A 13,752-nucleotide genomic window follows, 5' to 3' on the forward strand; every position below is an offset into this window, starting at 1 on the left:
ACAACCACACCCCCCACGGCACCCTCCTGCGCCGCGGCGGCATCTAAACCCCACCGCCATGTCTGTCCACGCCCATACAAGCGGTCCTGCGGCACCTGCGGACCGGGGGACCAGCGGGTTGCTGCACGGTCCTGGCCGGAAGAACATGCCCAGGGGTTTGGCAATCTGGGTTGAATCGTCCCGCGCAGATGAGGCGACCATGGTTCACGCGGCCGAAGTGCTCCTGGCCCGCGTGCTAAGAATTGTTCCGGAGGCGGAAGTACATCATTGGCCCGCCTCCGGAACAGCGCAACCTGAAGCCGTGCCCCCCGAAGGGATCGACGACGTGGGCCCGGGAGAGGACGACACAGGGCCCCCGCTCCGGGCCGGTACGCGCCCCCGCACGGTGGCAGTGGACCTCGCCAACGGAACAGTCCACGTCGATCAGTTGCCTGTGCAGCTGACTGGGGTCGAGTTCAGGCTCTTGCGCTACCTCGTGGAAAACTGCTCGAGGCCGATAGCGCGCAGTGAACTCCGGGAGTTTCTGGAGTCGCTGGATTTCCCGGGGTGCGCCTCGCGATCCATTGACGTCTATGTGGCCCGAGTGCGCCGAAAGCTTGGCGGGGCCCGGTCTACGATTGCCACGGTTCGCGGCGGTGGCTACCAGTTTGTCCCCGGTCCTTACGCCAAAGTGCGTGGACCTGCCGAATACTCCATCTGAATTGTTTCAACCGGGAAATCCGATTCCCACGACCTGTCAAGGAAGACCATGAACCTGTTCCCGACATCCCAGCGAGTCCCCACGAAGCTTCGGCCCGGAACGCCGGCACCGGATTTCAGCTTGACCGACGCCGGCGGCAAGCGTGTCTCGTTGACGGACTACCGCGGCAAGAGTGCCATCGTGTACTTTTACCCGAAGGCAGCGACCCCTGGCTGCACGACCGAGGCGTGCGATTTCCGCGATAGCCTCGCCTCCCTCACGAGGTCCGGATATGCGGTCCTCGGTATCTCGCCGGATTCGCAGGCCGCCTTGGCCGCCTTCGCCGGCGACCAGGGGCTTACCTTCCCGCTGCTTGCCGACGAGGACCATGCTGTGGCCCTGGCCTACGGTGCGTGGGGCGAGAAGCTGGTCAACGGCGAGGTTACGGAGGGCCTGGTCCGCTCCACGGTGGTGGTGGACCCCGAGGGCATCGTCGAACTCGCGCAGTACCAGGTCACTGCCAAGGGCCACGTCGCGCAGCTGAAGGCGGCACTGGGCCTGTAGCCACCGGCCGGGCTATCGCTTCGGTATGGCCTCTCCTGCGCCATCAGGCAATCACGCATCGGTCCCGGCCTGACTGCTTGGAGGAGTAGAGGGCGACGTCGGCGTGACAGATCATTTCCTCCGGGGTTGTGGTGTTCCCTGCGTGGCCCGCGAAACCGCCAACGCTGACGGTCAGACGGATGGGGTGACCGTCCTCGAGGAGGCCTGCTCCGGCGACAGCCAGTCGGATCCTCTCGCCCGTTATGGCGAGATCGTCCCGCGTCGCCCCCGGCAAAACAACAATGAATTCTTCGCCGCCAAAACGAAGCAGCACATCGCTCCCGCGCAGGACCTTTCGCGCCGCTTGCACCACGCTGCGCAGCACTCGGTCGCCGACCAGATGCCCGAAGGTATCGTTGACCACCTTGAAATGGTCAATGTCGAACATGAGCACCCCGAGTGACTGGTGGGATCGCCTGGACCGATCGAATTCCTCCTCCAGCCGAACCAGACCTGAGCGTCGATTGAACACGCCTGTCAGTGGATCCAAAGCTGCGATCCGTTGCAGGTCCTCGTGCGTGAGGGCGTTGTTCACGGCCACTGCCAGACCCGGAAGCGAGGCGCCCAACACGGCCCTGGCCGCCGGGGCAGGGTGCTCCGCGAACGCCATCACCAGGACCCCGACTGTGGCCGCGTCGAACAGGACGGGCAGGATGTGTACCTCCTGCGGAGTAAATTCCGTCAGTGCCCCGGCCCTGACGAGGTCTTCGGGCAGCATAAGCACGGCGGGCCGTGCCGTGCCCAAGACACCGAGTACCAACTCTGTACCCGCCAGGTCGATACCGGCTCGCATCCGCAATGATCCGGCCACGTGGAGCGTGCCGTTGCTAACTGTGAGCAGCGCCGCAGCAGCACACGCGGTGTGCACCGACAGCTCATGCAACGCCGCCTCCGCGAGGGCGCCGATTTCCAGGTGGGCAGCGAGGGCTTGCGACACCTTCTTGATCCCATCGGAAACCTGGTGGCTGTCCGACAGGCTGGCGACCAGGCCGTTAAACGACTGGGCCACGTCGCCGAATTCATCGGCTGAGTCCACTGGAATTGCGCAGCCCGCCAGATCGCATCCTGTCCAGTCACCGCTCGCGGCCGCATCGACCAACAGAGCCTCGACAGGAGCCATCCCGGCAACCAGGGAACGCAGCCGACCCCCCACGACCACACGCACTAGGAGATGGTTGATCTCCGCGACAGCGAGCCCCGCGGCCACGGTCAGGGCAAAGAAGCCTGGCTGCACGGCCGCCTCGGGTGAGAGTCCGAGCACGATCAGAAGAAATGGGAAGACCAGGCCGATAAGGAGCCCGAAACCCAGCATCCAGATTCTGAGGTCCAGCATGACATTGCCGGAGAGCCGGGGCAGCCACCCGTAATGAGAACCGGCCGGTCTCTTCCGCAGCGGCGCTAGCACTAGAGTGCCCACGGTCTGAGTGGGTTCGCCGTCGTGCGAGAGCACCCGGCACCTTTCATGATCGACCTCATAGCCCCCCCGGCTTTCGGTTGCGACCCGGGCAATCGTGGAGTGTTCCTCGTCAGCGTGCGGGCGGTTCACTGATTATGCTGGAGTGGGTTCAGGGAACAAAATCGCTGCCCCTTCACGGTCGGCGGGTGCGGTGTCCGTGGGCTCAACCTCGGACATCTGTCGAGCACACCCTTTGAGGCGTCGATTCACAATTTGCTCCGGGTGGTGGTGACGGCATCCTCTCAGAGGTCGTTTGGGCCGGCCGCCGTTATGATACTGACGATCTCAGCAAACCCCAGCCGGTGCGCGTTCTCCAAAGCCGTTCGCCCCTGAGGATCCGGGATGTTGGGGTCCGCTCCTGCGGCGAGGAGGTGCCTGACTACGTCCTGCTGCCTGGGGCCGCCGTCGTTGAGCAGGATGGCCTCCTGCAGGGCGGTCCAGCCCAGGTTGTTTACGTGGTTGACGGGAACCCCTGCTGCTGTGAGGATGCGGACGGTCTCCACATGTCCGTGTTCGCTGGCGGGAATCAGAGCTGTCCCGCCGAACCGGTTGGTGCTGGAAACGTCAGCACCGTTGGCGATCGTCAGCCGCAAGACCCCGTTGAATCCTTCTGCCCCGGAGTAGAGGAACGCAGAATCCTGACGGGAGTCTTTGGCATTGACGTTGCCCCCGGCCCGGATCAGCTCTGTCACGTGGGCGACGTCGTTGGCCTTGGCAGCCAGGATAAGACGCTGGTCCAGTGATGCCTGCGCCTCGCGGGAACGGGCCGGCGGAGCGGAGACAGCCATCGTCGGGGCCACAGGCGGCGGTGCCGCCAGTGGCGGCGGTCGTTGTCCGGGGCTCACCCCGCCCGTCGGTGACGAGGGACCGAGTGGCTCCCCGGTTCCCGGGCCGCAGGCCGCCAGCCCCAGCATCGCTGCACAGATCAGGACAAGATTCCGGTTCCAGAACATCGTGATTTCCTACTTGGCTGTGCCCGGTGCCACACCCGCGATGGCGTCCGCCCCGGCCGCGGCACAGGCCTCGTCGAGATTACCGTCGGGAGCACCGCCCACACCGATGCCCGCCACAGAGACCCCGTCGACCTTGAGCGGAACCCCGCCGGCCAAGAAGAGGGTGCCCGGGAGATCAGCGATGCTGGGCCCGTTCCCGTTGACCCGCTTGGACAGCTCGCTGGTGGGCGTACCGAAAGCCGCTGCGGTATAGGCTTTTTGCCTGGCCGCTTCAATCGTGTGCTCTGCGGCGTTGTCGCCGCGGAGAAGGGCCTGCACGGTTCCGAAGCGGTCGACGAGTGCCACCGTCACGAACGGCAGCTTGTCAGCTTGGCATTTTGCGAGGGCAGCTTGTACGGCAGCAGCCGAAGCACCCACGCTGATGCGGTTCTGGGCAATGACTTTTCCAGGGGACGGCTGGATGTCGGTGGTGGCTACCGCAGCCGGAACCGGGTTGGGCCCGGCATTGGCGGCAGCCGTTAGCCCTGCGGTGATGAGCAATGCAGCAGCAGCGGCGGCGGTGATCTTCTTGGACGTCTTCACGGGTTCTCCTCGGAGTACTGTAGGGGGCGGGCCCAAGCCAACGGCCCGGGCCCAAATCCATTCTTCGGCCTCGCACCGGTTGGGACATCGGGCGTTGGTCTGCCGATTTCTCCCCCATCGGGCCAGGAGTATCAGCCAAAAGGGTGAGGGAGGCCTAACGGCGCGGGACTTAATATGGTGGGGTAGCACTTCATCCACCGGAACCGGACCCTATGCCTTCCTCATCAGCCACTTTGCGGGAACACTCCCAGCACCAACGGGCCACCGCCACGGGCAGCGGTCCGCTGGGCCGAATCGACGCCGTCGTCCATATCGGTTTTGCCGTGCTGGTGGTCGCGTCGGCGGTCCGGTACGCGATGCGGCACAGCCCCGCGGACAACGTGGGGGTCCTGGCACTCGCCACAGCGGTCTGTTCGCTGTACGCCGTGATCGCTGTGCTCTCGCAGCGGAGGCGGCCCTGGGCGGTGTGGATGTTTTTCCTGGCGGGGCTGTGGGCCGTGCTGGTGATCGCAGCGCCGAGCTTTGCCTGGTGCTCCTTCGCCCTGTTCTTCCTTTGCCGCACTGCCTTCACCGGCTGGGTCGCCAACCTCGCTGGCGGCGCGACGGCAGCAGTTACCGCCGTCGGGCTCTTCCGGCTGGGCGGCGGAAACGACGTCGCCATGCTTTTGGGCCCGCTGGCCGTCGGGTTCATGCTGACACTGATCTATAACAGGATTGAACACGACACTGCGGAGCAACGCCGCCTGAATGAAGCGCTGACGCAGGCACAGGATCAGCTGGCGGCCACCGAGCGGCGGGCGGGCAGTATCGAAGAACGTGCCCGGGTTTCCCGGGAAATCCACGACACCGTGACGCAGGGCCTGGCGAGCAGTCTCCTTCTCCTGGAAGCCGCCAGCCGGTCCTGGCCCAGCCCGGCCGCGCGTGAAGACGTCCGTTCGGCCAGCAGTCTGCTGCGCCAGAACCTGGCCGAAACCCGCAGCCTGGTCCACGAATTAGCTTCCCCCGGGCTGGATACGGCGCCCCTGACGGATGCCGTGTCCAGGGCAGCGTCGCAGTACCTGCCGGGTGTTCGCCTCCTTGTCACCGGTGTGCCCCGTACCGTCACCGCCGCCACCCGGCACGCCCTGCTGCGGGTGGTCCAGAGCGCGACGGCCAACACGGCGCTGCATGCGGCTGCGGCCAACGCAACAGTCACGCTCGGCTTTCTACCGGGCGCTGTCACGCTGGATGTATACGACGACGGCGCGGGCTTCGATCCGTCGTCGCTGGCGCCGCCCTCGGACACAGGAGGCTATGGGCTGCGCGCCATGCGGCAGCGGGTGGAACAACTCGGCGGCGTGTTCTCGGTGGAAAGCAGCCCCGGCGGCGGGACGGTTGTGGCCGCGGAACTGCCTACCGGGGAGAAACAGTGAACATCATTTCCGTGCTGCTGGTAGATGACCATCTGGTGGTCCGCAGCGGGCTCAAGACGCTGTTGGGGACGCAGCCCGGCATTGAGGTGGTGGCCGAGGCAGCCTCCGGCGAGGAGGCACTGGTGCTGGTGGAGCGGCACGGTCCGGCCGTGGTGATGATGGATCTCGCCATGGGTGCCGGCATGGACGGCATCGAGGCCATCAAGGCATTGCGGCGCCGCAACAGTCGGCAGGCGATCCTCGTGTTCACCACCTACGACTCTGATGCCGACATCGTCCGCGCCGTGGATGCCGGGGCGATGGGCTACCTGCTTAAGGACGCTTCACCCGAGGAGATATTTGCAGCTGTCCGCGGCGCAGTCCAGGGCAAGAGCGTGATGAGCGCGCCGGTGGCTTCGCGGCTCTTCCAGCAGCTGCGCAACCCGGACGCAATCCTGACCCCGCGCGAGGCCGAACTGCTGAGCCTCCTGACCGAAGGACTCAGCAACCGGGAACTCGGCCAGCGGCTGTTCATCTCCGAGGCCACAGTCAAAACGCATTTGGCACATATCTACGCCAAACTCGGCGTCGAAACCCGGGCAGCGGCTATCGCCATCGCCATCCGCCGGGAGGGCATGCGCTAGCCCGTGCCGAAGCCGCGGCTGAAACGTCCCGCGTTATGGTTTTGATGCGCTTGGAGCCGGTGCACTGGCATAGGGAAAAGTCGGAGGGAACAGTTGGTCCGGAGACCGGCGTTCGCTGTCACGCTCTGAGTATGCTTCGCGCATCTTTGCGAACAGCCGTTGGGCCTCCACTTTCAGGCCCGGAATATCAATGCCCGGGATGTCGCCGTCCCGCATTACGATGCGCCCTGCGACGACGGAATGAGTGGCCTGCCGTGCTGTTCCGTTCAGCAGCAGGGTTCGAATCGGGTCGTCCAGGACTCCGTCCCGGAAGTCGTCAAGAGCGAACGCAACGAGGTCCGCTTGCGCTCCTTCTTCCAGCCTCCCCAGGTCAGGGCGGTCCAGGGCGCGGGCTCCGCCGAGGGTTGCTGCTTCAAAGTAGTGTTCCGCGGGTGCTGCGTCCGGCCTTCGCTCTAGGAGTTTGGCCAGGTGTACACCGGTGTCCATGCCGCGGATGAGATCCGGCGGGAAGGAGTCCGTTCCAAGACACAGGTTGATGCCTGCTGCCCGGAAGGCAGCGAACGAGTCGAGTGCCATGCCGTATCTGAAGGATGTGAGTGGACAGTGGACGATGGAGATATTTGCATCCGCAAGAGTTTGAAGATCACCGGCATCCATACCACCCAGGGCCGGATTCCGGTCCACGAAGATTCCGTGCGGGATGAGTAGGCGCACATCCAGCAGCCCTGTTTTCTGCAAGAGCTGGAGGGGAGTAAGTCCGTGCCAACGCTGCAGCAGTTCCCGTTCCAGAGCCCCTTGAAGGCAGTGCAACCGAACGAGGGCATGCCTTTCTCGGGCGATTTCGGCCGTTGCGCGCAGGAGTTCAGCGGTCAGCGTTTCAATTCTGCACGGTAGGAGAACCCCGGTAATCAGCGGATCGGCCAGATCCTCTGCGTAGTCCAGGAAGCGAACGGCATCGGCGAGCCCGGCCCGCCCTTGGCTCTCGTCGAATGCGACGTCGCGCTGTCCATCGGCCCTGACAATATTTACCCCGGAGCGGAACGCCGGGCCCAAATATCCCCGGAGGCCGAGCTCGCGGGAGGTCTCGGCCATGCCGGCAAGCTCTGCAAAGCTTTCCGCCCAGGCGGAATGGATCTCCGATGCGATGGGCATGTAGGTAGTGATGCCGTGCAGTGCCAACTGCACCAGGGCGTATTTCCGGATGGTCTGGCGCTCCTCTGTGGTGAAAACGTCCGCGCGGCGGCTTCGGAAGTAGTCTTCGGACCATTGCAGACCGGTGGCCCGGTCCGGCGATGCCCACGAGTCGATGAGCAGGTGATCGATGTCTGTCAGGGCGTCCAGATCGATGAGACCCGGCGTGATGAGGGAACGGCCAAGATCATAGTGCTCGTCCGCGGGACCCTCGTAGCCGTGCCCGACATACACAATGCGCGTGTCCTCGTAGACAACGTCACCGTCGTGGATAAGCACGTGGTGACCGTCCTTATGCCCGAGCACAAATGCTGCGCTGAACTTGGTGCGCAAACCAACCTCCAATGTCGATGATGGAGCGGGCACCGCAGGGTGAACCGCACAGATCAAACCATATCGATTTTGGTATACCAATAACAAGGGTTTGGTGAGGTCAGATGGGGCCCGGTCATCCGAACCAGCTAATCGCCGGGCTTCAAACGTGATTTACATCTCGTCCGAACCGGCTTACTATATTTTTGGTATACAAAATAGTTGCGACATAAAACACACATGTACCCCCGACCCAGCAGCCGCCCAGTAAGGGTGGAGGGTCTTTCCCAAAGGACAGTTACTCCCATGGCCTCAGAAGCCCAACAAATCAGTCAGACCTCCGCATCCGTCGCGGACCAGAAGATCACTCGCCGGCACTGGTGGACGGTGGTGACCGTGTCCATGCTCGTCTCGACGGCGGCCGTCCTGATTGGCACGTACAAGTTTCAGCTGGGCCCGGCGCCGGTGGTGCTCTTCCCCATCATTTGGGCCGTTGTCATCGGCGGCATCATCGGAACCCAGCGAATCCGGCGCGTCTCGGGTGCCAGCCGCGCCGTTGCGACGCTTCTGTTGGAGATCGGAATCATCCTTTTCCTCGCTCGGCTGGGCACGCAGATCGGGCCGTCGCTGGCGAAGGTCACTGAGATCGGTCCGGCCATCCTTCTTCAGGAGGTCGGGCACATCTTCGGCACGGTCATCCTCGCCTTGCCGATAGCTGTGGCCATGGGGCTGGGTCGGGTAGCGATCGGGGCCACCTGGTCAATTGACCGCGAGTCGTTTCTTGCCTTCGCCATCCAGCGTTTCGGGGTTCGCTCCGGGGAGTACCGTGGCGTTTTCTCCGTGTGGTTGCTCGGCAGCCTCTTTGGCGCAGTCTTTATCTCCCTGCTCGCCGGATTCCTGGGCGGACTGAATATCTTCGATCCGCGTGCACTGGCCCTCGGGCTTGGGCTCGGCTCGGCGTCGATGATGCTCGGGGGAGTGGGGGCGCTTTCGCTGCTCTACCCGGAACAGGCCGGTGAAATCATGGCGCTGGCCGCATTGTCCAACCTCGTTACGAACATCGTCGGCTTCTATGCGGGGGTCTTCCTGTCCCTGCCGCTGTGCCGGAGGCTGTATGCGTTCTGGAGCCGCCTTTTTGGAAAGGACGACGAAGGCAGGTCCACGCGGGGGACCCGAGGCAAGACGGCACAGAGCGCAGCGGCGCAGCTTGCCCCTCCAGTGGCAGTGGAGGTAGATCCGGCACTGAAGCTGACTCCACGGATTACGATTCTCGCCTTCGCCATCGCCGGGGCCTCCGCCCTCGCGATGAACGTCATCGGAACGAAGAGCTTCGCCTGGAACGATCTGGCGGGTGTGGTCGTCCTGTTGCTGCTGACGGGGCTGTCCTTCCGTCTGGCCCGTCTGATGCCCTCGGTGCCGTCCAGTGTGTGGGTGCTGACTCTCACAACGGTACTGTCGGCGCCGTTCCTGCCCACTGCCGGTCTGCTTGCGGCGCTGACCGGACATCTGGACGTCATTCTCATCGGGCTACCTGCGCTGACTTTGATCGGGCTTACGGTCGGGCGGGACATCAAGGCGCTGAAGTCCTTGAGCTGGAAGATCATCGTTGTCGCGCTGGTGACCTACAGTGCATCCTTCATTGCGGCGGCCGCCCTGGGGCAGATTGCCCTCGGCCGGTAACCGGCGCCCTGAGCTCACTTTAGGAATCTGGTATTCCAAAGAACCCTCCTTTACGAACGCCGCACGCATGCGTTCTGCGCGTGAACCTACGGTCCCTAGATCAGGCTAGGCTTGGTATACCAGAATATAGTCAGGAGACGACTGTGAAAAAGATCCCCCGGGCGCCCTGGGAGCGGCCCCGGACACCTCCAGCTTCGAAGATCGCATTGACACTCGTCGCTTTGAGCCTCGTTTCCATTAACCTACGGCCGGCGATTACGACCATCGCCGGATCAATGGGCCAACTGGAACAGGGGCTGGGGATAGCTGCCCCGGCGCTGCCGCTCCTTGCGGCGCTGCCGGTCCTCGCCTTCGGAATGTCCGCCCCGTGCGGACCGTGGCTCGCCCGGCGCCTGGGTGCAGGGACAGCCATCGCTCTTGCGATGCTGTTGCTGGCCTTGGCCCTGGTCGCCCGGGTGCTGGTGCCTGCCCTACTGCTCCCCGGCACCTTTGTGGCCGGCATGGCCATCATGGCAGCCAGCGTGTTGCTGCCCCAGGTCGTCAAGGCCAACCAGGGCAACGGCTGGTGGACGGGGCTGTGCAGCATGGGCTTCGGACTCGGCGCGGCACTGGGGGCAGGGTTGATCCAACCGCTGCAGCACGCTCTGGACGGAAGCCTGAACGGGGCTCTGGCCATCTGGGCTGTACCAGCTGTGCTGGCGGCAATACTGATGCTCCAACACGGTGGGGTGGCCACCGGACCTGCCGGTACGCTGGCCGCCATTCCACCTTCAAATGCTTTCAGCTCCGGCAGCTCAAGGGCCGGTGCGGAGCCGCTACTCCCTGCCGCCCGCGCACTGCGGAGCCAGGGAACTGCCTGGGCGGTGACAGCATTCTTTGGTCTCCAGGCGATGCTCTACTTCGCGGTCACTTCATGGCTGACAGTCTTCCTGGTGTCGAAGGGCCTCACCGCCGGCGACGCTGCGGCGCATCTTGCGTGGTTCAGCGTGGCCGGCCTTCCCGCCAGCCTGCTGGCACCCGTGCTGGCCAGCCGGCCGGCTGTTCTCAAGATCATGGCGCCCGGTTTGGGGATGTTTGTGGCCGCCGCGCTGCTCGGGGTGCTGGCCGGCCCGGCTGAGTTTCAGTTCCTCTTGATAGGCGTCCTGGGAGTTGTCCAGAGCGCCGGACTCGGGCTTGGACTTGCGCTCGTGGTGCTCCGCTCCACGGGGCCCCAAACCGCGGGGAGTCTTTCGGCGATGAGCCAGGGGCTGGGGTTCGCCCTCGCCTCCCTTGGACCTGTGCTGGCCGCCCTGATTCATGATGTGACCGGCGGCTGGGAAGCTGCGTTCTGGGCCTTGGCGGGAGTGGCCATGCTGCTGTCCCTGGCGGGATACTTCTCGGTGAGCGGGCGAATCGTGTCTGCGGACGAAAGCACGGTGTTCACCGGCGAGACCCGGCCGGCCGGCGTCGGAAGCTGAACCCCAAACAAAAAAGTGGCAGGTCCCTTAGAAAGGAACCTGCCACTTTATTGCGGGCCTAGGGAAGTAGTTGCAGTTGGTCTGCCACAACGCGGCCGCGGTGGATCACGGTTCGGTCGGTGCCCCGGTCCATGACCGCGGAGGCGACCGTCTCGCCGTCGACCAGCAGCAGCTCGGCGGGATCGCCGACGTCAAGGCAGGGCCGGTGCGCGGTGCCGTTGAGCCGGATGGCGGCCGGGTCCAGCACGCTGGCGCCGCCCACCGTAGCGATGGCCAGGCAGTGTTCGATCAACTCGTCCCTGCGGAAACCATGGGTGAACGCGAGCTGCCAGGTGCGGTCCAGCATGTCTGTATTGCCGTAGGGGGACCAGTAATCGCGCTGCCCGTCCTCGCCCAGGCCCACGCGGACACCGGCCTCCGCCAGCAGCGGGAGCGGGAGCTGCCCGGATGCCGCCGGGGCCACGGATGCCATGGAGATGTCAAGCTCCGCGAACTCCTCGACGAGCCGGTGTGTGGTGGCCTCGGAGACGCTGCCCAGCTGGTAGGCGTGGGACATGGTGACCTTGCCCTGCATCCCGAGGGCCCGGGTTCGCTCCATCACCAGGTCCGTGCTGAAGACGCCCAGCTCGCCCGGTTCGTGGAGGTGGATGTCGATGGGAACCTGGTACTTCTCGGCCAGGCCAAAGACGATGTCCAGGTGCCGGACGGGATCCCGGTCCAGGCTGCATGGATCAATGCCACCCATCACGTTGGCCCCGGCCCGGAGGGCCTGCTCCATCAGCGGCACGGTGCCGTCCTCGAGAAGGAGACCGGCCTGCGGGAAGGCGATGATGTCGACGTCGGCCTGGTCCTCGAAGTGTTCCTTAGCCGCCAGGACCGCTTCGAAGCGTTCCAGCCGGCAGTCCACATCGACCTGGGCGTAGGAGCGGACCCTGGTTGTGCCGCGCGCGATCATCCGGCCCAGCGTGTTGTTGACGCGTTCCTGGAGGGGGACCTCGGCGTCGCGCCAGTTTTTCCGGTCGTTCATCATCATGGTCCAAACGCCGGGGCCTCCGGTGTGCTCGCGGAACGGCAGGCCGATGCGGGTCGAGTCCAGGTGGACATGGACGTCGGAGAAGGACGGGAGCAGCAGCCGGCCGCGGCCTTCGACGACGGTGGCCGCCTCTTGGAGGGTCCCTGGCGGGTCCGTCGGGGTGTGCGCGGGGTTATGCGGCTCGATGCCGGCGATTTTCCCATCTTTGAGCAGGATGTCGCTCAGCGCTTGCCCCCAGGGACGGGCGGCGCGGATCAGGGTAGTCAATGTAGTGCTCCTTTTTGTTGGGTCTATTGCACACCGGCGGGGGTGGCGGCGGCCAGCCCCGCGTGGTGGCAGGCCGGGGCGGCCGGGCCGGCCGGTGAGGGAATGTCGCTGATGCACACCTGCCGCCGGCTTTCGTGCAGTGTGTCGAACAGCGGGCAGCGGGTGCGGAAGACGCAGCCGCTGGGCGGGTTAGACGGTGACGGAAGATCTCCGCGGAGCCTGATCTTCACTTGCTGCCGGGCTGCCCGTGGATCGGGCAACGGCACCGCTGAGAGCAGCGCCTGGGTGTAGGGGTGCCGGGTACGGATGCCGGGTGTCGTGGAAGATCTCATCCACCGGTCCCGACTCGACGCATTGGCCCCCGGCAGCGACGGCGGGTTGGCCGCCGGGGGACAGGGGGCCGCTGGCGCCGGCGCTGTCGCCAGGCAACGTCCTCGCAGCAGTTGGTGTGGCACCGGACTGAAGCTGGGTCATTGGGAACGCTCGATTCAGGTCCGCGGAGCAGGCTCCATTGTTTTGTATACCAAACATAGATTAGAGCACCATTTGTGCGATGTAAATCACCTTTCGATATTATTTGGAATACCAGCCTTGATGCGGCCCATACTCCGCGGCACACCGGGATACGTGTCCATTCCCGGGGCAAGCCAATCCAGGACAGGCAGGATGGAAGCCGGTGGGTGTGCCCGGAGCCGGCAGTCGGGCACGTGTATGCTCAGGTGGAACGCTGAGCGGCACGGTCCGCAGGGCCAGAGGGTGAGTGATGAACGGCGGGGTGAATGTGGTTGAACCGAAAGGGGATGCGCTGAACGGGCGGGACGACGAGGTCCGGGCCGAACACGTGTATCAGCTTGTCCTTGAGGGGATTGTGACAGGCAAATACGAGCAGGGGACGCGGCTGCGCGAACGGGAACTCTCAGAACTTCACAGCGTGTCAAGGATCCCCGTCCGGGAGGCCATCCAGCGCCTGGAACAGGACGGCTTCGTCGAAACATCACCTCGCAGGGGTGCGGCGGTGCGGCGGCTGACGCTCACCGACGTCAACGAACTCTTCGACGTCCGCCTCTGCCTCGAAACTTTTGCCGCGCGTGCTGCAGCGGTCCGGGTTGCCGACGGTCAAGACGGTGCAAGATTGCAGGAACTCGTGGACGAAACACGACGCGCTATCGACGACGGTCCTGAGGCGAATGTTGCAGGTCTCAGCGCGGAATTCCATGCCGAAATTGTGCGGCTCTCCGGCAACCGACTACTTGTCGATTCTGTGAAGCCCCTTTTTGGCCGGATGCGCTGGATCTTTGGCCTCGCCCACAACCGCAGCAATGAGCTTCAGCGTGACGAGCACGTGGAGCTCTGCAATGCCATCCTGCAGGGCCGCCCGGACTTGGCTTATTCCCTTGCGTACTCCCATATCGAGTTAGGCCGCGAACCAGTACTTGCCGGGCTCGCCCATACGCTCGCGCCGTAGCTGCCGGTGTAATCGACCCGGCAGCACCTTCGTGCCGGA

Annotated in this window: 13 protein-coding genes; 7 read left to right on the forward strand and 6 right to left on the reverse strand. The window is 64.6% G+C overall.

Going from position 1 to position 13,752, the window contains the following annotated elements; translation table 11 throughout:
* Positions 1–301 precede the first annotated feature (301 nt).
* Positions 302–700, forward strand: coding sequence for a winged helix-turn-helix domain-containing protein (locus QK287_RS18525; protein WP_348774719.1), 399 nt, complete (start codon positions 302–304; stop codon positions 698–700).
* 48 nt (positions 701–748) lie between these two features.
* On the forward strand, positions 749–1,243 hold the full coding sequence (gene bcp / locus QK287_RS16050; RefSeq protein ID WP_282360771.1) for a thioredoxin-dependent thiol peroxidase: 495 nt from the start codon (positions 749–751) through the stop codon (positions 1,241–1,243).
* A 43-nt stretch (positions 1,244–1,286) separates the two neighbouring features.
* On the opposite strand, the gene QK287_RS16055 is transcribed toward bcp, so the two are convergent.
* The 3 genes from QK287_RS16055 to QK287_RS16065 form a co-directional block, all read right to left on the reverse strand.
* Complete coding sequence (locus tag QK287_RS16055; RefSeq protein ID WP_282360772.1) at positions 1,287–2,615, reverse strand: GGDEF domain-containing protein; 1,329 nt, start codon at positions 2,613–2,615, stop codon at positions 1,287–1,289.
* Between the two features lie 365 nt (positions 2,616–2,980).
* Entirely contained in the window at positions 2,981–3,526 is a 546-nt protein-coding gene (locus QK287_RS16060) for an ankyrin repeat domain-containing protein (RefSeq protein ID WP_282360773.1), read from the reverse strand.
* A gap of 174 nt (positions 3,527–3,700) precedes the next feature.
* Positions 3,701–4,273, reverse strand: coding sequence for a heme-binding protein (locus tag QK287_RS16065; RefSeq protein WP_282360774.1), 573 nt, complete (start codon positions 4,271–4,273; stop codon positions 3,701–3,703).
* A gap of 212 nt (positions 4,274–4,485) precedes the next feature.
* Between QK287_RS16065 and QK287_RS16070 the strand changes: the two genes are divergently transcribed.
* On the forward strand, positions 4,486–5,685 hold the full coding sequence (locus tag QK287_RS16070; protein WP_282360775.1) for a histidine kinase: 1,200 nt from the start codon (positions 4,486–4,488) through the stop codon (positions 5,683–5,685).
* Positions 5,682–6,308: a response regulator transcription factor gene (locus QK287_RS16075; protein WP_282360776.1), complete on the forward strand. Its 627-nt coding sequence runs from the start codon at positions 5,682–5,684 to the stop codon at positions 6,306–6,308. The genes QK287_RS16070 and QK287_RS16075 overlap by 4 nt, the downstream gene beginning before the upstream one ends.
* Before the next feature lie 33 nt (positions 6,309–6,341).
* Here the strand turns inward: QK287_RS16075 and QK287_RS16080 are convergent, their stop codons facing one another.
* Entirely contained in the window at positions 6,342–7,832 is a 1,491-nt protein-coding gene (locus QK287_RS16080; protein ID WP_282360777.1) for a chlorohydrolase family protein, read from the reverse strand.
* A gap of 285 nt (positions 7,833–8,117) precedes the next feature.
* On the opposite strand from QK287_RS16080, the gene QK287_RS16085 reads away from it, so the two are divergent.
* Both QK287_RS16085 and QK287_RS16090 read left to right on the forward strand, forming a co-directional pair.
* Positions 8,118–9,491, forward strand: a complete 1,374-nt coding sequence (locus QK287_RS16085) for a DUF3100 domain-containing protein (protein ID WP_282360778.1) — start codon at positions 8,118–8,120, stop codon at positions 9,489–9,491.
* Between the two features lie 143 nt (positions 9,492–9,634).
* Positions 9,635–10,948: an MFS transporter gene (locus QK287_RS16090; RefSeq protein ID WP_282360779.1), complete on the forward strand. Its 1,314-nt coding sequence runs from the start codon at positions 9,635–9,637 to the stop codon at positions 10,946–10,948.
* Positions 10,949–11,006: 58 nt separating this feature from the next.
* On the opposite strand, the gene QK287_RS16095 is transcribed toward QK287_RS16090, so the two are convergent.
* Both QK287_RS16095 and QK287_RS16100 read right to left on the reverse strand, forming a co-directional pair.
* A complete protein-coding gene (locus QK287_RS16095) occupies positions 11,007–12,248 on the reverse strand; it encodes an amidohydrolase family protein (protein ID WP_282360780.1) in 1,242 nt (413 codons plus the stop codon).
* A gap of 23 nt (positions 12,249–12,271) precedes the next feature.
* Positions 12,272–12,580, reverse strand: coding sequence for an oligopeptide/dipeptide ABC transporter ATP-binding protein (locus QK287_RS16100; protein WP_282360781.1), 309 nt, complete (start codon positions 12,578–12,580; stop codon positions 12,272–12,274).
* A gap of 449 nt (positions 12,581–13,029) precedes the next feature.
* On the opposite strand from QK287_RS16100, the gene QK287_RS16105 reads away from it, so the two are divergent.
* Positions 13,030–13,713 (forward strand): GntR family transcriptional regulator, encoded by a 684-nt coding sequence (locus QK287_RS16105; protein ID WP_226776496.1) that lies wholly within the window; start codon positions 13,030–13,032, stop codon positions 13,711–13,713.
* Positions 13,714–13,752 lie beyond the last annotated feature (39 nt).

It is taken from the genome of Arthrobacter sp. AL05, from assembly GCF_029960715.1.
In the GTDB taxonomy this organism is placed as follows: Bacteria; Actinomycetota; Actinomycetes; order Actinomycetales; family Micrococcaceae; genus Arthrobacter.